We start from the raw sequence: 18,289 nt of genomic DNA on the forward strand, positions 1-18,289 counted from the left end.
GCCTCACCCCGCCGCCTCCAGGCGTTCGGGCAGCTCGGCGGCCCAGGCGGTGATGTCGCCGGCGCCGAGGCACACGACGAGATCGCCGGGCCGGATGCGCGTCTTGAGATCGTCGGGCAGGGATTCGCGCGTCGTCGCGGCAACGTCGCGATGGCCGTAGGCGACGAGGCCCTGGACGAGACCCTCCTGGTCGGCGCCTTCGATGGGGGTCTCGCCGGCGGCGTAGACCGGCGCGACGAGAACGGAATCGGCGTCGTTAAAGCAGCTGCAGAAATCGTCGAACAGGTCGTGCAGGCGCGTGTAGCGGTGCGGCTGGACGACGGCGATGACGCGGCCCTCGCCGGCGCGCTGGCGCGCCGCGCGCAGCACCGCCTCGATCTCGACGGGGTGGTGGCCGTAATCGTCGACGACGGTGACGCCGTTCGCCTCGCCGGTGACCGTAAAGCGCCGCTTGACGCCGGCGAACTTCGACAGGGCGCGGCGCGCGGCGTCGGCCTCGCCGCCGAGCGCCTGGAACACGGCGAGCGCGGCGGCGGCGTTAAGCACGTTGTGCTCGCCGGCCATCGGCAGGCGGATGTCGCTCCAGCGCGTCTCGCCGTCGCCGGGCGGGCGGAAGACGAGATCGAAGCGCGCGCCGTCGGGCCCCATCTCGACGTCGACCGCGCGGACCTGGGCCTGCGGGTTGAGGCCGTAGGTGATGACGCGGCGGTCCTCGATGCGCGCAGCCAGCGCCTGCACTTCGGGATGATCGGTGCACATCACCGCGAAGCCGTAGAAGGGCAGGTTCTCGACGAACAGGGCGAAGGCGTCGCGCAGCGCGTCGAACCCGCCGTAATGCTCCATGTGTTCGGGATCGATATTGGTGATGATCGCCACCGAGCCGCGCAGCTTCAGAAACGAGCCGTCGCTCTCGTCGGCCTCGACGACCATCCACTCGCCCTCGCCCATCTTGGCGTTGGAGCCGTAGGCCGAAATGATCCCGCCATTGATCACGGTGGGGTCGAAGCCGGCCTCGTCCATCAGCGCGGCGACGAGCGAGGTCGTGGTGGTCTTGCCGTGCGTGCCGCCGACGGCGACGGCGTATTTCAGCCGCATCAGCTCGGCGAGCATCTCCGCGCGGCGCACGACGGGAATGCGGCGACGGCGGGCGGCGCGCAGCTCGGGATTGTCGCCCTTGACCGCAGACGAGACGACCAGCGCGCCGGCCTCGTCGATATTGGATTCGTGATGGCCGATATGGATCACCGCGCCCTTCTCGCGCAGGCGCGCCACGTTCGGGCTGGCCTTGATGTCGGAGCCGCTCACCGGATAGCCGAGATTGAGCATCACCTCGGCGATGCCGCTCATTCCGATCCCGCCGATTCCGACGAAATGGATCGGACCGACGGACATGGGCAGATCGACGGGCGGCATTCAGCCTCCTTCGGCGACGGATTCGATCAGGTCGGCGAGCCGCTCGTGCGCATCCGGACGGCCCGCGGCGCGCGCGGCCTCGGCGCGCCGGGCGAGAGCTTCCCCGTCCGACAGCAGCGATTCAAGCCGCGCCGACAGCGCCGGCGCGTCGAGATCGGCCTCGCGCACGATTTCCGCGCCGCCGCCGGCGACGAGGCCCTCGGCGTTGGCGGTCTGGTGGTCGTCCATGGCGATGGCCAGCGGAACCAGCAGGGCGGGCCGGCCGACGGCGGCGAGCTCGGAGACGCTCGAGGCGCCGGCGCGCGAGACGACCAGATGCGCCGCGGCGTAGCGTTCGCCCATGTCGTGGAAGAAGGCCTCGCATTCGGCGTCGACGCCGGCGTCGGCATAGATTTCACGCGCCGCGGCGATGGCTTCGGGCCGGGTCTGCTGGACGACTTTCAACCGCGCGCGCAACGCTTCCGGCAGGCGGGCGATCGCCAGCGGCGCGGTCTCCGACAGCACGCGCGCGCCGAGACTGCCGCCGATGACGAGCAGGCGTATCTCGCCGTCGGGGGCGGGCGGCTCGTAGTCCGCGTCGCCAGCGGCGAGCACGGCGGCGCGCACCGGGTTGCCGGTGACGACATGGCGGGCCTTCGAACTCGCCCGGTCGAGCCGGTCGAAGCCCGACGCGACCGCGGTCGCCGATCCCGAGAAGAGCCGGTTCACCCGGCCGAGTACGGCGTTCTGCTCGTGGATCACGAACGGCGTTCCCGAGACCCGCGCGGCGAGCAGGACGGGAAAGGCGGGATAGCCGCCGAAGCCGGCGACTACGTCGGGTTCGAAGTCGCGCATGATCGCCCGCGTCCGGCCGTAGCCGCGCGCGAGCTTTCCGAGCGCGCCGACGAGGCGGACCGGGTTCTTCACGAACGGGCTGGCCGCGTCGATCACGTCGACGCCGTCGCCGGGAAAGTCCTCGGCGTGCCGGGCGCCGCGCGCGTCCGTGATCAGGCGCACCCGCCAGCCGCGCGCGATCAGCGCCTCGGCGGCGGCGCGCGCCGGGAAGATGTGCCCGCCGGTGCCCCCGGCGGCGAACAGGACGCGCCCGCCGGTCACGTCGTCAGGCCGCGCCGTTGATAGGCGCCGGGCCGGCGGCGCGTCAGCGCCAGCAGCAGGCCGGCGGCGAAGGCCAGCCCGAGCATCGAGGAGCCGCCATAGGACACGAAAGGCAGCGTCATGCCCTTCGGCGGCACCAGGTTCAGATTGACCGCGATATTGATGAGCGCCTGCGCGGCGAACAGCATCGCCAGCCCGGCCGTGGCGAGCTGGGCGAAGTGATCCGTCAGCCGACGCGCATTGGTCCACGCGCGCAGGAACAGGATGGCGAAGAAGGCGATGATCGCGAGCGAGGCGAGCAGGCCGAACTCCTCGGCGGCGACGGAGAAGACGAAGTCGGTGTGCGCCTCGGGCAGGAGCCGCTTGACCTCGCCCTCGCCCGGTCCGGTGCCGAACAGCCCGCCGCGTCCGATCGCCTCGAGCGCGGTCTCGGTCTGCATGCGTTCGCCGCCCGGGCTCAGGAAGTCGGCGATGCGGTCGCGCACGTGGGGCAGCATGAAGTAGGCGAGCCCGGCGCCCGCCGCCCCGAGGCCGCCCAGCACGGCGGTGTAGACATAGGACAGCCCGCTCACCCAAAGCATCCCGCCGAAGATGAGCGAGAGCAGCACGGTCTGGCCGAAATCGGGCTGGCCGAGCAGGAGCAGCACGGCGAGCGCGTAGATGCCCGCCGCGATCAGGCGGCCCGGGACGGGCGCGCCGCGGCTCTCCTCGGCGAACAGCCAGGCGGCGATGACGATGAAGGCCGGCTTGAACAGCTCCGAGGGCTGCAGCGAGAACCCTCCGAGCCGCAGCCAGCGCGTCGCGCCGTTGACGTCGGCGCCGACGAACGGGATCGCGATCATGGCCAGCAGCGACCCGACGAGCACCAGCCCTGCGGCGCGGCGCGCGCCGACCGGCGACAGCGCCGCGGTTCCCGCAAGAATGAGCGCCGCCAGCGCCGCGAAGGCGCCGTGACGATAGAGAAAATAGAACGGATCGGTCAGCGCCAGGCGTTCGGCCGCCGCCGGGCTCGCCGCCAGCGACAGCGTCAGGCCGATGAAGATCAGCGCCAGAACGGTGAACATCAGTGTGCGGTCCAGCCCGCTCCAGAGCAGCGGGGCGCGGCGGGCGGCTCCGACGATCATGCGGCGTCTCCTTCCTTCGCCTTCCTCAGAAGCTTGTTCACAAGCTCGCGGAAGACGTCGCCGCGATGTTCGAAATCGCGGAACTGGTCGAACGAGGCGCAGGCCGGCGACAGCAGCACCACCGGCGCGGACAGGCCGCTGTCTGCGGCGTCGCGCGCCGCGCGCGCCGTGGCTGTCTCGAGGTCGCCGCACATGACGACCTCGACGTCGCGCTTGAGCTGGCGCTTCAGAAGATCGGCGTCCTCGCCGATCAGGTAGGCCTTGCGGATGCGCGGCAGGAAGGGCTTGAGCGGCTTGACCCCGCCCTCCTTGGCCTGGCCGCCGGCGATCCAGAACACGTCCTCGTAGCAGCCCAGCGCCTGGGCGGCGGCCTCGGCGTTGGTGGCTTTGGAGTCGTTGACGAAGCTCACCGGCCCGGCGGTCCCGACGCGTTCCTGGCGATGGGCGAGGCCGGGAAAGCTCGCGAGCCCGCGCGCGGCGTCGTGGGCGTCCACCCCCATGCGCCGGACCGCGGCGTAGGCGGCCGCGGCGTTCTGGGCGTTGTGGCGGCCGGGCAGCGCGGGAACGGCGTTCAGGTCGGCGACCTCGGTCGCGCGCCCGTCGAGCGCGTCGTAAAGCGTTCCGCCGACCGCGTAGGCGCCCTCGCCGAGGACCTGCGCGGCCGAGATCGGAATGACCGTGCGGTCCCGCCCCGCGCGCAGCTCGGTGCAGATGCGCCGGGTGATCGAGTCGTCGACTCCCACGATCGCCGCATCCTCGGCGGTCTGATTGGCGAAGATGCGCTTCTTGGCGGCGACATAGCCGGCGAGATCGCCGTGCCGGTCGAGATGGTCCGGCGTCAGGTTGAGGAAGAGCGCGGCGTTGCAGCGCAGGCTCTCGACGAGGTCGAGCTGATAGGAGGACAGCTCCAGCACGTAGATCGCGCCGGGCCGCGGCGGATCGAGATCGAGCGCGGCCTCGCCGATATTGCCCCCGACGCGCACGTCCAGCCCGGCCTCCTTGAGCATGTGGCCGATCAGCGCCGTCGTGGTCGACTTGCCGTTGGTGCCGGTCACGCCGATCACGCGGACGCCGTCCACCGGCGCGACGGCCTGGGCGAACAGCTCCACATCGCCGATGATCGGCGCGCCGACGGCGCGGGCCAGCTCGACCATGCGATGCGGCTTCGGATGAGTGAGCGGCACGCCCGGCGACAGGACCAGCGCGGCGAGATCGCCCCAGTCGCGGCGGTTGAGATCGTCAAGCGTCACGCCGCGGGCCTCGGCGGCGGCCCGCGCTTCCTCGCGATCGTCCCAGGCCGACACCTCCGCCCCGCCGGCGGCGAGCGCGAGCGCGGCCGAGATCCCGGTGCGGCCGAGGCCGAACACCGCGACGCGGCGACCCTCGTATGCGCGGACGGGGATCATGCGGAGCCTACCTCAGCTTCAGCGTCGACAGGCCGATCAGCGCGAGCACGACGGCGATGATCCAGAAGCGGATCACGATGGTGGGCTCGGCCCAGCCCATCTTTTCGAAGTGGTGGTGGATCGGCGCCATCTTGAAGACCCGGCGGCCGGTGAGCCGGTAGCTCGCGATCTGGACCATCACCGAGACGGCCTCGAGGACGAACAGGCCGCCGATGATGGCCAGCACGATCTCGTGCTTGACCGCGACCGCGATCGTGCCGATCGCGCCGCCCAGCGACAGCGAACCGGTGTCGCCCATGAACACCATCGCCGGCGGCGCATTGTACCAGAGGAAGCCGAGCCCCGCGCCCATGATCGCCCCGCAGATGACCGCGAGCTCGGCGGTGCCGGGCGTGAAATTCAGGAACAGGTAGTCGGCGTAGACCGCCGAGCCGACGAAATAGGCGATGAAGCCGAACGAGCCCGCCGCGATCATCACCGGCACGATCGCCAGCCCGTCGAGCCCGTCGGTGAGATTGACCGCGTTCGAGGCGCCGACGATGACGACCAGGCCGAACAGGTAGAAGGCGAAGCTCAGCGGGATGAGCACGTCCTTGAGGAAGGGCACCGCCACGGAGGTCGCGAAATTCTCCGGCGTGTCGGGCGCGCCGGCGAGCAGGTTCGTCATCCAGATCACGGCGACCAGCGCGATCGCCGACTGCAGGACGAGCTTGCCGCGCCCCGACAGGCCCTTGTGGCTCTTCTGGGTGACCTTTCGCCAGTCGTCGATGAAGCCGATGCCGCCGAAGCCGGCGGTCACGAAGATCACGACCCAGAGATAGGGATTGCTGAGATCGCCCCACAGGATCGTGCCGATCAGCAGGCCGAGCAGGATGATGAAGCCGCCCATGGTGGGCGTGCCCGCCTTCGAGACGATATGGGCCTCCGGCCCGTCGTCGCGGATCGGCTGGGAGCCCTTGGTGCGCAGCCAGCCGATGAAGGGATTGCCGACGATCAGCGCGACGACGAACGCCGTCATCATCGCCGCGCCCGTCCGGAAGGTCAGGTAGTTGAGGATGTTGAAGATCAGGAACTCGTCGCTCAGCGGCGACAGGAACAGATAAAACATTGAACTATCAGACCTCGGACGAAGCGACGGCCGCACCCTCGCGCAGGCTTGCGACGATATTGTGGACCCCGGACGCGTTGGAGCCCTTGATCAGCACGACGTCGCCGTCGCGGAGCTCGGAAGTCAGCATGTCGAGGGCGGCTTGCGGAGCGTCGGCATAGCGCGCCGTCGCGCCGGCCGGCAAGGCGTCGACCAGCGCGCGCATCCCCGCGCCCACGCCGATCACGAGCTGTGCGCTCGCGGCCTCCAGCGGCCCGGCGAGTTCGGCGTGCATCTCAGCGGATTTCGGCCCGAGCTCGAGCATCTCGCCGAGAACGGCGATCCGGCGGCCCGCGCCGCGGACGCGCTCGGCGCCCAGCCGCGCGATGGCCGCGCCCATCGAAACGGGATTGGCGTTGTAGCTGTCGTCGACGACCCGGACCGCGCCGCCGTCGGCGAGCCTGAGATCGAAGCTCGCGCCGCGGCCGGCTTCGGGCTCGAGCCCTGACAGCACCTCGGCGACGAGATCGGGATCGACGCCGGCGGCCGCGCAGGCGGCGAACACGGCGGCGGCGTTGACGGCCTGGTGCGCGCCGGGCAGCGCCAGCCGCACCGAAACCCGCCGGCCGAGCACGTCGAACGCGCACGTCCCGCCGTCCTCGCCGTTCTCCATGGAGAGAACGCGCACGGCGGCCTCTGGCGAGACCCCGAAATCGAACAGGAAGGCCGGCTTCGCGCGGCGGGCGTGGGCGGCCAGGCGCGGCGCGAAATCGTCGTCGGCGGGAATGATCGCGACGCCGTCGCCGTTCAGCCCCTCGAAGATCTCCGACTTGGCGTCGGCGATCGCCTCGAGCGAGCCCAGCTGCTCGAGATGGGCGGGCCCGATCTTGGTGATGAGCGCGACCTGGGGCTGGACGAGGCCGGTGAGCTCGCGGATCTCGCCGGCGTGGTTCATGCCCATCTCGAAGACGGCGCGCTCGGTGTCGCGCGGCATGCGCGCCAGCGTCAGCGGCACGCCCCAGTGATTGTTGTAGGACTTCACGCTCCAGTGGGCGCGGCCGGCGGCGCGGAACACCGCGGCGATCGCTTCTTTCACGCTCGTCTTGCCGACGGAGCCGGTCACGCCGACGCGGACCGCGGCGCAGCGATCGCGCGCCGCCGCGCCGAGCTTGCGCAGGCCCTCCAGCACGTCGTCGACGACCAGCTTCGGCCCGTCGCAGGCCTCCGGTTTCGAGACCATCGCCGCCGCCGCGCCCGCGTCCAGCGCGGCCTGCGCGAACTCGTGACCGTCGCGCTTGTCCTTCAGCGCCACGAAGAGATCGCCCGGCTCGATGGTGCGGGTGTCGATCGAGACCCCGCCGGCGGCCCAGTCGCCGCCCTCGAGCCGGCCGCCCGTCGCTTCGGCGGCCTCCTGCGCGGTCCACAGCGTGCGCGTCATGCCCGCGCCTCCATTTCCTCGAGCGCGCCGCGCACGATCGCCGGCTCGTCGAACGGGATCACGCGGTCGGCGAGGATCTGTCCGGTCTCGTGGCCCTTGCCGGCGACGAGCAGCGTGTCGCCCGGTTCGAGCCGGCCGATCGCGGTGCGGATCGCCGTCTCGCGATCGCCGATCTCCTCGGCGTCCGGGCAGCCGCGCAGGATGGCGGCGCGGATCGCGGCGGGGTCCTCGCTGCGCGGATTGTCGTCGGTGACGATGACATGATCGGCGAGCCGGGCCGCCACCGCGCCCATCTTCTCGCGCTTGGAGGGATCGCGATCGCCGCCCGCGCCGAAGACCAGCACGATCCGGCCCTGCGTGTGCGGCCGCGCCGCGCGCAGGAGCTTGTCGAGCCCGTCCGGCGAATGGGCGAAATCGAGCAGGACCGGCGCGCCCGCCGGCGTCGTCCCGACCGGCTGCAACCGCCCGGCGACGCCTTCGAGGGTCTCCAGCGCGCCGAGCGCGTCCTCGGCGTCGACGCCGCTGGCGCCGGCCATCGCCGCCGCGCCGACGGCGTTGAGCGTCTGGAACTCGCCGATCAGCGGCAGCCTGACGACGCGCTCCTCGCCGCGATGAACGAGGCGGATGTCCTGGCTGGCGGGATGGGGCGTGATCTCGGCGATGCGGAAATCCTTCCCGCGCCAGCCGACCTCGATCACCTCGAGGCCCCGGCGACGGCAGATGTCGGCGACCTTCGCGCCCCAGTCGGAATCCATGTTGATGACCGCCGGCGCGCCGTCGGCGGCGAGCACCTCGAACAGCCGCATCTTGGAGGCGAAGTAGTCGTCGAAGTCCGGGTGATAATCGAGATGGTCCTGGGTGAGATTGGTGAAGGCGGCGACGTCGACGCGTACCCCGTCCATACGGCGCTGCTTCAGCCCGTGGCTCGAGGCCTCCATGGCGAGATGGGTCACCCCGTCGGCGGCCAGCGCATCCAGCGCCTCATGCAGCGCGATGGCGTCAGGCGTGGTGTAGCCGACCTCGGACCGGCCCGAGGCGCGAGTCACGCCGAGCGTGCCCAGCGCGGCGGCCTCGAAACCGACTCTCGCCCAGATCTGGCGCAGGAACTCGACCGTCGAGCTCTTGCCGTTGGTGCCGGTGACCGCCGCGATCGTCTCGGGCCGGCCGGGATGAAAGCGCGCCGCGATCGCGGCGAGCGCGGCAGCCGGGTCGTCGGCGGCGATCAGCGGCAGATTGGTCTGCGTCCCCGGCGGGGCCAGCACGGCGACCGCGCCGGCGGCCTCGGCGTCGGGGATGAATTCCCGCCCGTCCGTGCGCAGGCCGGGCAGCGCGGCGAACAGGCAGCCCGGCGTCACCTTGCGGCTGTCCAGCGCCAGCCCGGTCACCGCGAGCGTCGCCGCCTCCGCGGGAAGCGCGACTCCCTCGGGCAGCAGATCGGCGAGGACACGGCTTCGGGTCACGGCTGGGCGGTCTCCTCGGCTGAAGCGGCGGGATGCGCCGCGGCGAGATCCACCGGCTCTTCGGGGCCCGCGCGCGTGCGAGCGCGCGGGGCGAACATCGCGGCGACCACCGAGGCGCGCGCCTCCGGGTCGAGCTCGCGGCGCTCGATGTCGAGAATGCCGCCGAGCCGCTCGATGATCTCCCCGGCGGTCGGCGCGGCGTTCCAGCCGGCGGTGGCGAAGCCGTGAGTCTCCTGCGTCGGTTGCGGCCGGTCCAGCGTGACCAGCAGCACGTACTGCGGATCGTCGAACGGGAACACCGAGACGAACGAGGTGATCAGGCTGTCGGGATCGTAGCGCCCGTCGACGACCTGCTCGGCGGTGCCGGTCTTGCCGGCGATGGCGAAGCCCTCGACATCGGCCTGCCCCCCGGAGCCCTCGGTGACCACCTGGCGCATCACGCCGAGCACCTGGGCGGCGGTCGACGCGCTCATCACCGGATCGCCCGCGACGGTCTCGCCCGGCGCGACGGGGCGCAGCGTCGGCGGCGTGTAGACGCCGCCGTTGGCGAGCGCGGCGTAGGCCGAAGTCAGCGCCAGCGGGCTGACATTGAAGCCGTGGCCGAAGGAGGCGGTCATCAGCTGGATGCGGCCCCAACGGTCGGGCGTCAGCGGCTCGCCGCTCTCGGCGAGTTCGACAGGCGCGCGCTCCCACAGCCGGAGCCGGCCGTAGAAGTCGACCAGCCCGTCGCGGCCGATCTGGTCGGCTATGCGCGCCGTGGCGATGTTCGAGGAATGCACGATCGCCTCGCGCGCGGTCAGCGGCCGGCGCTCGGGGTGGAAGTCGTGGATGCGGTGGCCGCCAACGCGCAGCGGCTCGGTCGCGTCGAACACGTCGTCGAGGTCGACCGACCCGGTCTCGAGTCCGGCGGCCAGCGTGAGCGGCTTGAACACCGAGCCCAGCTCGTAGACGCCCTCGGTGGCGCGATTGAACAGCGCGGCGGGATCGGCTTCGCCGACGCGGTTCGGGTCATAGTCGGGCAGGCTGGCGAGCGCCAGGATCTCGCCGGTGCCCACGCGCATCAGGATGGCGCTCGCGCCTTGCGCGCGATAGCGCGCCATGCGCGCGCGCAACACGCTCTCGACGGCGTGCTGGGCGGTGAGGTCGATCGACAGCGCGACCGGCCGGCCGCCGTCCTCGGCGAGTTCGGAATCGAAGGCGCGCTCGGCGCCCGCCAGTCCGCTGAGATCGCGGTCGGCGTAGCCGACGACGTGGGCGGCGGCGCGCTGCTTGGGATAAATGCGGCCCGGTTCGACGCGGAAGCCGAGCCCGGGCAGGCCGAGCAGGTGGATCGCCTGGCGCTGGCGCGGCGACAGCCCGCGGCGGATCCACACGAAGCGCCGGTTCGAGGCGAGATCGCGCGCGGTCCGCTCGACGTCGAGATCGGTGAGCACCGTCGAGAGCTGTTCGGCGGTCTCGACGGGATCCCACACCATCTCGGGGTCGGCGTAGAGCGAGTGGAAGTCGAGATTGGTCGCGAGGATCTCGCCGTCGCGGTCGAGGATCGGCCCGCGGCTGACCTCCCCGGCGGCGACGCGGGCGGGTCCGTCGCCGACATGCGGCTCGGCGGTGAGCGCCAGCCCGGCCGCGCGCAGCGCGACGAGAGCGAACCCCATCCCGATGACGAGGCCCAGCACGGACAGGCGGGTGCGCGAGGTGGCCACCGCCGCGCCGGCCTCGTCCTCGAGGCGCAGCAGGCGCGTGACGTCGGCGGGCGCGGCCTCCTGGAAGGGGGCGGGCGGCTCGGTGGCGCTGACGCGCGGCCGCGAGAGGAATCGGAGAAAGCCCAGCTTCACCGGCCCGCGCCTCCTCCCGGACGGACGACGCGCGCCCGCGCCACGCCGGAGTCGTCGGCGCGCGCGTCGGCCTCGTCGTCCTCCTCGACATCCTCGGGATCGACGCGCGGCAGATCCGACAGCAGGATCTCCTGCGAGGGCCGCGCCGGCTCGAAGCCGAGATGGGCGCGCGCCAGCTCGCGCAGATGCTCGGGGTCCTCGAGATGGGCGATGTTGGCGGTGAGCGTGTTGATGCGCCCGCGCTCCTCGGCGAGCTCGGCCTGAAGCCGCGCCAGCCGGTCCTGCGCCGACGAGGCGTCGGTCTTGGCGATGTAGAGCGCGGCCAGGAGGGCCGCCGTGACCACGACTCCGACGACATTGATCCAGGCGCTCATGACGCAAGCTCCAGAAGTCGGCTGTAGGGCGGCGCGCCGGCGACGGCGGCGTCGCCGCGCGGCCAGGCCGGCGCGTCGGTGCGCGCGGCGGCGCGCAGCTTCGCCGAGCGGGCGCGGGGGTTGTCGGCTTCCTCCGCCGGGCTCGGCTCGACGGCCTTGCGCGTGAGCAGGGAGAAGCTCGGCTCCGGACCCGGCTCCGGCTCGGGGGCGTGGCGCGAGCCGCCGCCGGTCATGCCGGCGCGCTCGCGCAGGAAGGTCTTCACGATGCGGTCCTCCAGCGAGTGGAAGGCCACCACGACGAGCCGGCCGGCGGGCTTCAGCACGCGCTCGGCCGCGGCCAGGCCGCGCATCAGCTCGCCGAGCTCGTCATTGACGAAGATCCTGAGCGCCTGGAACACGCGGGTCGCGGGATGGATGCGGCCCGGCTTGCCGCCGACGGCGCGCGCGACGATTTCCGCGAGCCGATCCGTCGTCTCGATCGGCGCGTCTTCCCGCGCGCGGACGATGAACTGGGCGGCGCGGCGCGCCTTCTTCTCCTCGCCATAGACCTTGAAGATGGCGGCGAGCTCGTCGCGCTCCAGGCCGTTGACCGCATCGGCCGCGCTCGGCCCGGAGCGCGCCATGCGCATGTCGAGCGGGCCTTCCTTCTGGAAGGAGAAACCGCGCTCGGCCTCGTCGAGCTGCATCGAGGAGACGCCGAGATCGAACATGACGCCGTCGGCGCCGGCGCTTCCGGCCTGCGCGATGACGTCCTCCATCAGCGAGAACGGTCCCTCGGCCAGCGCGAAGCGGCCCTCATGGGCCGCCTTCAGCGGCTCGGCGGCCTCGCGCGCGGACGGATCGCGATCGATCCCCAACACGCGGGCTCCCTCGACGCCGAGCACGGCGCGCGAATAGCCGCCCGCCCCGAAGGTGGCGTCGATATAGAGACCGCCCGCGCGCGGCGCGAGCCAGTGCATCACCTCGTCGAGCATGACGGGAAGATGAGCCATCACGCGCCCTCCCCGTCTCGCCGCGGCGGCCGGCGCAGCGCGTGCTTGTTCTCGCGGGCGAAGTCGAGCGCGGCGGCGTGCTGCTCGGCGTGGGCGTCGGGATTCCAGATCTCGAAGCGCCGGCCCATGCCGACGAAGGTCGCCTTGTCGGCGAGCCCGGCGTGCTCGGCGAAATCCTTGGGCAGCGTCACCCGGCCGTTGGCGTCGAAGGTCAGCGGACGCGCGCCGCCGAAGATGACGCGCTCGAAGGAGGTGCGGCTGTCGTCATAGGGGTCCATCGCGTCGATCGCCGCCGACAGCTCGGCCATCAGCGCCTCGCCGCCGCCTTCCAGGAACGGTCCGTTGAAGGAGCGCCAGACGAAGACGCCGTTGAGCGCGTCGGAGGCCACGGCCGCGCGGAAATCGGCCGGGACGGAGACCCGTCCCTTGGCGTCGATCCCGTTGGTGGCGGTGGAGAAGAACATCCCCGGCATGGTCCCCGTTAACCCCTCACGCGCGTTCGCGTGGTCATTTATGGGATACCATGGGAATTTGTGGGAAACAACGCCGAAAGCCGCCTTTCATTACGCCGACAGGGTTAGCCGCAAGTAAAAATCGGGACGCGAAGACGCGCCCCGAAGAGAACGGACAAAGAACAGATTCGTTAACACGGCCGGGCGCGTTAACCTTTCGGCGAGGAAGGAAAGGGTCGGACGGCCTGTAAGCCGGGTTCTGTGCCGTTCTTTCCACGCGGGAAAGAACGCGACGACCATTCATCTGGGACGCCGCTTGCGCGGCGCCTCGTGCGACCTACCCGGACGGAACGCGGAGGCGCGCCTGCCGCGGCCGAAGCCGCGGCGTCCGTCCCTATTCGGTCTTGCTCCGGGCGGGGCTTGCCGTGCCCCCTTCCTTGCGGTCGGGGCGGTGCGCTCTTACCGCACCGTTTCATCCTTGCCGGGGAGCCGAAGCCCGGGTCCCGGCGGTCTGTTTTCTGCGGCGCTGTCCCTGAACCGGCGAACCGGCCCGCCGGGATTTCCCCGGCGCCCTGCCTCCATGGAGCCCGGACTTTCCTCTCCCGCCGGTCTTTCGACCCCTGGCGGGAGCGGCCGTCCGGCCGTCCGACCGCCTTCTAAGTCGGCATGAGAGGCCGCGACGTCAAGCACAAAGCGCGCGCACGCGCGCGATCAGCCCCGCCGTCTCCGCGTCGAGAACGCCGTCGACGCGCCCGGGGCGGTAGCGGCGCTGGAACGCCGCGACGAGGTCCTCCGGCGCGATGTCCTCGACGCCGTAGCCGATCCGCTCCAGCGCCTCGAGGTTCGCGGCGAGTTCCGAGACGGCCGCCTCGTCGGCGCCGGCGGTGTCCGGCCACAGCCCCACGCCCGCCGCGGCCAGGCGCGCCCAGGGGAAGCGCTCGCCCGGGTCGAGCTTGCGCTCGGGCGCGACGTCGGAATGGCCGACCACGTCGCGCGCAGCGATTTCGTGACGTCCCAGAATCTCGCGCGACAGCGCGATCACCGCCTCGATCTGCGCGTCGGGGAAATCCGGCAGGCCGAAATCGTGCCCGCCGTTGACGATCTCGATCCCGATCGAGGCGGAATTGACGTCCTCGATCCCGCGCCAGCGCGCCACGCCGGCGTGCCAGGCGCGCTTGTCCTCGGCCACGAGCCGCAGGACGGAGCCGTCCTCCTCGACCACGTAGTGGGCGCTGACCTTCGCGGCGGGATCGCACAGGCGCTCGATCGCGGCGTCGCCCGTCTCCATCCCGGTGTAGTGCAGCACCAGCATCGAGACCGGCCCGGCGCGGTCGTTGAAGTTCGGCGAGGCGCGGTCGGTCATGGTCATCGCGGGCGTTGTATCACGGTCTCGGTCGCGCGCGCCTTCGAGCGGCGCGCCGCCACCACGCCCACGCCCGACAGCGCCAGCACGCCGCCGAGCACGAGCTGCCAGGTCACCGGATCGCCGAGCAGGACGACGCCGGCGATCACCCCGATCAGCGGCCCCATCAGCGTCATCGGCGCGATCATCGAGGCGTCGTAGCGACGCAGCAGCCAGTAGAAGCTGCCGTGGCCGAAGACGTTGACCAGCACCACGGTGAACAGGAGCGCCAGCACGAACCACCACCCGCCCGCGGCGATGGAGGACAGCTGATCGCGTTCGAACACGAGGCTGGCGATCAGCAGCGGCGGCCAGGAGATGAGCCCGATCCAGGCCTGCAGCGGGATCGGCATGATCTCCACGCGCTTGACGAAGATCGAGCCCGCCGCCGCGGCGAAGGCCGCGCCGACCCCGGCGAGCAGCCCGATGGTGAAGCTGATCTCGGCGGGCTTGGCCACGACCAGGCCGGCCCCGGCGAAGGCCATGAGCATGCCCGTCCAGCGCACCCACCTGACCTGCTCCTTCAGGAAGACGATGGACAGGATCGTGGTGAAGGGCACGGCCAGCTGGACGACGATGGCGATGGCCGACGGCGTGGCGTAGCGCAGGCCGAGGAAGAGCAGCGCGAACTGGATCGCGCCCATCGCCAGCGCCGCGCCGACGACCGGGCCGGGTTTCTTCGGAACCGGCAGCAGCCAGGGCGCGAGCACGGCGTAGAGCAGCGCGAAACGCAGGAAGGCGAAGAAGAGCGGCGGCGCGCCGTCGAAGCCGGGCACGATCGCCGGCGTGCCCGACACCGACCATTTCGCGACGACGAAATTGACGCCCCAGACGAAGCAGACGGCGAACAGGAGAAGGAAATGGCGCGGCGACATGCGCCGCCTCTAGCCGCGGCGGCGCGCCGCTTCAAGCCGCGCCGCTGACGAAGGCGCGACGGAGACGAGCCGCGGAGACGGCGAAGCACGCCGTCCCCGCGGCTCCAGACGCGGCGGCGGTCCGGGAGGCTGGGGGGCTGGGGACGTTCCCGACCGCGCCGCCGCGCCGATCCGGACGTCAGCCGCCATTGACCTCCTGGGCCAGGGCGTTGATCTCCTGGGCCAGGCTGGGGTTCTGGCGGGCGGCGGCCTGAACGGCGTTGTAGGTCTGGACCGTGATGCCGGCCTCCTCGACCTCCGCCGCCATTTCAGCGCGGGCCTCCTCCTGGATGCTCCGGGCGTCGGCCTGGTTTTCCGCCGACGACAGCAGGGGCTGATACTCCTCGGCCACCTCCTGGATCCGCACCGACGCGGTCACGTAGGCGCGCAGGGTGTCCTCGGAGAAATCGGCCTGGGCCTGCGATGCGGGCGGACCGGACTGCTGCCCCGCCTGGGCGAAGCCCGCGCCGGCGGCGGGCAGCGTGAGGCAGGCGGCGGCGGCGAAAACGGTGAGCGGCTTCTTGAACATGGATTTCCTGACTTCCGTGTTGCGTCGGACCCTGTGCGCCCGACGCCCCAACAACACGGGGCAGGAATCGATAGGTCCCGAAAAAATTCACGCGCCGCCGCCGCGGCGGCGGCCGGGACCTTTGGCGGCGGCCGCGACGTTGTTACGACACCGAGATCACGCGGAGGCGTATTTGATGAAGGACCGGTTCGCAGAGCGCCTGACGGGCGAGACGCCGCATCTGAGGCGGTTCGCCAGGAGCCTCGAGACCGACCCCGACGCAGCGGACGACCTGGTCCAGGCCTGCCTGGAGCGGGCGTGGCGCAAGCGTCGATTGTGGAATCCCCGGGGGTCGCTGCGCTCCTGGCTGTTCCGGATCCTTCACCGCGAGTTCCTCAACGCCCGCCGCGGCAAGGGGCGGACCGCGGAGACGCCTCCGCTTGACGAGGACGACATGCGGCTTGCGACCGGGGCCGACCAGCACGACCACATGAACTGCGCCGACGCGCTCGACGCGGTGGCCGCCCTGCCTCCCGACCAGCGCGCGGCCGTCAGCCTCGTCGCCTTCGAGGACGTCTCCTACATGGAGGCGGCCCGGATCCTCGAGATTCCGGAAGGAACGCTGCGCTCCCGCCTGGCGCGCGGACGCCGCGCCTTGCGCGATTCGCTGGTCGCGGAAGAGGCCCCGAGGCAGCCGCAGCTGAGGCGAGTGAAATGACCGAGATCGAACACCGCGCAAGCGAAACGGACCTGCAGGCCTATCTCGACGGCGAACTCGACGAGGCCGAACGGGCGCGGGTCGAATCCGCGCTGGCCGCCGATCCCCGACTCCGCGAACGGCTGGAGCGGGACCGGCGCGCGCTCGATCGCCTTCGCGAGGCGGGCGCCGCGGTCGCCGAGGAGCCGATTCCCGAACGCCTGCTGGCGACCATCAATCGATCGGCCCGGACCGTCGCCAGGCGACGGTTCGAGGGCGCGAAGGCGGCCGCGGTCGTCGTCTGCGCCTTCGCCGCGGGCTGGCTGGGAGCCGAGTGGCGCGACATCGACCATCCCGCCCCGAATTCGTCGACCTGGGAAGGCCTGGCGCTGTTCCCCGCCGCCAGCGTCGACGCCGGGGGCGGCATGCTCAGCGACGCCGCCGTCGCCGACCTGGAGGAGCAGACGAGCGGGCTGCTTCGTCTGTCCGAGTCGAATCTGCGGCTGACCCACGCTACGAGCCGAATCGCCGGCGGGCGGGTGATCCGGGAGCTGCAATATCGCGCCGACGGCGGAGAACGACTGACCGTGCTCGCCAGCGCACCCGAATCGTCCGGGCCGGGCAACGCCGCCCCTCGCGTCGCGTCGCTCGACGGCGAGCCGCTGGTCTACTGGACGCAGGGTCGAACCGCGATCGGCGTCACCGGGGATTTCGACGTCGGAACCCTGTCGCGCCTCGCCGACGAAGTGCGCGAGCGCCTGGATCGCCCGGCGTCCGAACCGGCGCCGAGCCGGGCGCAAACAGTGGCGGGAGATGCGGAGCCGGCGCGTTCGGATCCGGCCGCCGGCGTGCTGCAGCCGGCGCTGGGCGCGGAAAGCCGCCCCACGCGAGTGGATGCGCGCGGGGATCTCCTTACCGATCAGTCGGAAGTTCCCGGCTGACGCCGGAGCAAGAAATCCGCCGGGCCTACGCCTCGTTCGGGCGGTTATCGCCCTCGACGGTCCAGCCGTGCGGGCCGCGGCGGGCGACCAGGATGCGGGGCTCGCGGTCCCTGTCGGACCGGCCGCCGCGGATCTTGCGATAAAGCCAGAAGGCCCCCGCGCCGAGCGCGGCGACGCCGGCGATAATGAAGGCCGACGCGGTGACGACCGCGGCCATCAGGACGACCAGCGCGATGAAGGCCGCCGCGACGAGACCCGCGAGCACGGCGCGCAGCACGCGGACCGCGTTGGCTCCGTAAACTGCCTGCTTGCGCGAACTCATCCTGCGTCCTCTCTCATCCGAGCGGCCGCCCCCTCGCCGCCTGATAGATTTGGGCGCCCGCCGCTCCGGGTCAATGGCGCGGCGCCGATTCAGACGTTCGGCCGCAGGCCGCGCTCGTCGAGAATGGCGGCGTAGGCCGCATTGATCGCCATCATCTTCTCGTCGGCGACGCGCTGCATCTCCGGCGGCGCGCCGCGCGCGATCAGCCGGTCGGGGTGATTCTGGGAGGCGATGCGGCGATAGGCGCGCTTGAGATCGGCGTCGGAGATGTCGCGATCGATGCCGAGCACGATGTAGGGATCGTCGGGCGGCGCGCCGAGATGGCCCACGCGGATGCGCTCGAACTCCCGGTTGGAGAAGCCGAAGATGTCGGCGACGTCGCGCAGATAATTCTCCTCGTCGGGAGTCACGCGCCCGTCGGCCTTGGCGATGTGGAACAACCCGTCGAGCACGTCCTCGAGCACGGCGGGATTGGCGCGGAAGCGCCGCGCCAGCCGGCGGGCGTAGCCGTCGAAGCCCAGCGTCGTCTGCTTGGCGAGATCGAAGGCGCGCCGCAGCGGCTCCTGCGACCCCGGCGGGGCGCGGAAGACCTGGGCGAAGGCCTCCAGCTCGCTCGGCGTCACCCGGCCGTCGGCCTTGGCCATCTTGGCGCCGAGCCCGATCAGCGCCATGGCGAACTCGGCGTCGTCGACGCGCCGGCCCGGCTCGCAATCGCCGGTCTCGCAGTCGAACGGGTCGCTCGGCCCGGCGATCAGCTCGGTCAGTTTGCGCCACAGCCCCATCGGCGGTTATCTGCTCGCTGCTTCCTGCCTGCTCGGGTCCGCGCGCC

The 18,289-nt window shown here is 71.6% G+C and carries 18 protein-coding genes and 1 other RNA gene; 2 read left to right on the forward strand and 17 right to left on the reverse strand.

Annotated features, from left to right (window positions below; genetic code table 11):
• Positions 1-3: 3 nt before the first annotated feature.
• The 15 genes from murC to DDZ18_RS08730 all read right to left on the reverse strand — a co-directional run bounded on the left by murC (position 4) and on the right by DDZ18_RS08730 (position 15,521).
• Positions 4-1,413: a UDP-N-acetylmuramate--L-alanine ligase gene (murC, locus tag DDZ18_RS08660; RefSeq protein ID WP_109252948.1), complete on the reverse strand. Its 1,410-nt coding sequence runs from the start codon at positions 1,411-1,413 to the stop codon at positions 4-6.
• Positions 1,414-2,508: an undecaprenyldiphospho-muramoylpentapeptide beta-N-acetylglucosaminyltransferase gene (murG, locus tag DDZ18_RS08665; RefSeq protein WP_109252949.1), complete on the reverse strand. Its 1,095-nt coding sequence runs from the start codon at positions 2,506-2,508 to the stop codon at positions 1,414-1,416.
• Positions 2,505-3,632, reverse strand: a complete 1,128-nt coding sequence (locus DDZ18_RS08670; protein ID WP_109252950.1) for an FtsW/RodA/SpoVE family cell cycle protein — start codon at positions 3,630-3,632, stop codon at positions 2,505-2,507. Before DDZ18_RS08670 ends, murG begins: the two co-directional genes overlap by 4 nt.
• Positions 3,629-5,038, reverse strand: a complete 1,410-nt coding sequence (gene murD / locus DDZ18_RS08675; RefSeq protein WP_109252951.1) for a UDP-N-acetylmuramoyl-L-alanine--D-glutamate ligase — start codon at positions 5,036-5,038, stop codon at positions 3,629-3,631. Before murD ends, DDZ18_RS08670 begins: the two co-directional genes overlap by 4 nt.
• A 7-nt stretch (positions 5,039-5,045) precedes the next feature.
• On the reverse strand, positions 5,046-6,146 hold the full coding sequence (gene mraY / locus DDZ18_RS08680) for a phospho-N-acetylmuramoyl-pentapeptide-transferase (RefSeq protein ID WP_109252952.1): 1,101 nt from the start codon (positions 6,144-6,146) through the stop codon (positions 5,046-5,048).
• 7 nt (positions 6,147-6,153) lie between these two features.
• On the reverse strand, positions 6,154-7,563 hold the full coding sequence (locus DDZ18_RS08685) for a UDP-N-acetylmuramoyl-tripeptide--D-alanyl-D-alanine ligase (RefSeq protein ID WP_109252953.1): 1,410 nt from the start codon (positions 7,561-7,563) through the stop codon (positions 6,154-6,156).
• Complete coding sequence (locus DDZ18_RS08690) at positions 7,560-9,023, reverse strand: UDP-N-acetylmuramoyl-L-alanyl-D-glutamate--2,6-diaminopimelate ligase (protein ID WP_233245773.1); 1,464 nt, start codon at positions 9,021-9,023, stop codon at positions 7,560-7,562. The genes DDZ18_RS08685 and DDZ18_RS08690 overlap by 4 nt, the downstream gene beginning before the upstream one ends.
• Positions 9,020-10,858 carry a peptidoglycan D,D-transpeptidase FtsI family protein gene (locus DDZ18_RS08695; protein WP_109252954.1) on the reverse strand — a complete coding sequence of 613 codons (1,839 nt, stop codon included), beginning with the start codon at positions 10,856-10,858 and terminating at the stop codon, positions 9,020-9,022. Before DDZ18_RS08695 ends, DDZ18_RS08690 begins: the two co-directional genes overlap by 4 nt.
• Positions 10,855-11,232 carry a cell division protein FtsL gene (ftsL, locus tag DDZ18_RS08700; protein WP_109252955.1) on the reverse strand — a complete coding sequence of 126 codons (378 nt, stop codon included), beginning with the start codon at positions 11,230-11,232 and terminating at the stop codon, positions 10,855-10,857. Before ftsL ends, DDZ18_RS08695 begins: the two co-directional genes overlap by 4 nt.
• Entirely contained in the window at positions 11,229-12,224 is a 996-nt protein-coding gene (gene rsmH / locus DDZ18_RS08705; protein ID WP_109252956.1) for a 16S rRNA (cytosine(1402)-N(4))-methyltransferase RsmH, read from the reverse strand. The genes ftsL and rsmH overlap by 4 nt, the downstream gene beginning before the upstream one ends.
• Positions 12,224-12,697, reverse strand: coding sequence for a division/cell wall cluster transcriptional repressor MraZ (locus DDZ18_RS08710; RefSeq protein WP_233245774.1), 474 nt, complete (start codon positions 12,695-12,697; stop codon positions 12,224-12,226). Before DDZ18_RS08710 ends, rsmH begins: the two co-directional genes overlap by 1 nt.
• A gap of 211 nt (positions 12,698-12,908) precedes the next feature.
• An RNA gene (gene rnpB, locus DDZ18_RS08715) (RNase P RNA component class A) lies at positions 12,909-13,325 on the reverse strand.
• Positions 13,326-13,358: 33 nt separating this feature from the next.
• Positions 13,359-14,045, reverse strand: a complete 687-nt coding sequence (locus tag DDZ18_RS08720; protein WP_109252958.1) for an N-acetylmuramoyl-L-alanine amidase — start codon at positions 14,043-14,045, stop codon at positions 13,359-13,361.
• Positions 14,042-14,953 carry a DMT family transporter gene (locus DDZ18_RS08725; RefSeq protein WP_109252959.1) on the reverse strand — a complete coding sequence of 304 codons (912 nt, stop codon included), beginning with the start codon at positions 14,951-14,953 and terminating at the stop codon, positions 14,042-14,044. The genes DDZ18_RS08720 and DDZ18_RS08725 overlap by 4 nt, the downstream gene beginning before the upstream one ends.
• A gap of 178 nt (positions 14,954-15,131) precedes the next feature.
• Positions 15,132-15,521, reverse strand: coding sequence for a DUF4168 domain-containing protein (locus tag DDZ18_RS08730; RefSeq protein ID WP_109252960.1), 390 nt, complete (start codon positions 15,519-15,521; stop codon positions 15,132-15,134).
• Between DDZ18_RS08730 and DDZ18_RS08735 the strand changes: the two genes are divergently transcribed.
• Together DDZ18_RS08735 and DDZ18_RS08740 are read left to right on the forward strand one after the other, a co-directional pair.
• The gene (locus DDZ18_RS08735; protein WP_233245775.1) at positions 15,520-16,218 is read left to right on the forward strand and encodes an RNA polymerase sigma factor; all 699 of its coding nucleotides are present in this window, start codon (positions 15,520-15,522) and stop codon (positions 16,216-16,218) included. The genes DDZ18_RS08730 and DDZ18_RS08735 overlap by 2 nt on opposite strands.
• A complete protein-coding gene (locus tag DDZ18_RS08740; RefSeq protein WP_109252962.1) occupies positions 16,215-17,138 on the forward strand; it encodes an anti-sigma factor family protein in 924 nt (307 codons plus the stop codon). Before DDZ18_RS08735 ends, DDZ18_RS08740 begins: the two co-directional genes overlap by 4 nt.
• Before the next feature lie 25 nt (positions 17,139-17,163).
• Here the strand turns inward: DDZ18_RS08740 and DDZ18_RS08745 are convergent, their stop codons facing one another.
• Both DDZ18_RS08745 and DDZ18_RS08750 read right to left on the reverse strand, forming a co-directional pair.
• Positions 17,164-17,460 (reverse strand): hypothetical protein, encoded by a 297-nt coding sequence (locus DDZ18_RS08745; RefSeq protein WP_109252963.1) that lies wholly within the window; start codon positions 17,458-17,460, stop codon positions 17,164-17,166.
• 89 nt (positions 17,461-17,549) lie between these two features.
• Complete coding sequence (locus DDZ18_RS08750) at positions 17,550-18,242, reverse strand: molecular chaperone DjiA (protein ID WP_109252964.1); 693 nt, start codon at positions 18,240-18,242, stop codon at positions 17,550-17,552.
• Between the last annotated feature and the right edge of the window lie 47 nt (positions 18,243-18,289).

It is taken from the genome of Marinicauda salina (assembly GCF_003122085.1).
Lineage (GTDB): Bacteria > Pseudomonadota > Alphaproteobacteria > Caulobacterales > Maricaulaceae > Maricicauda_A > Maricicauda_A salina.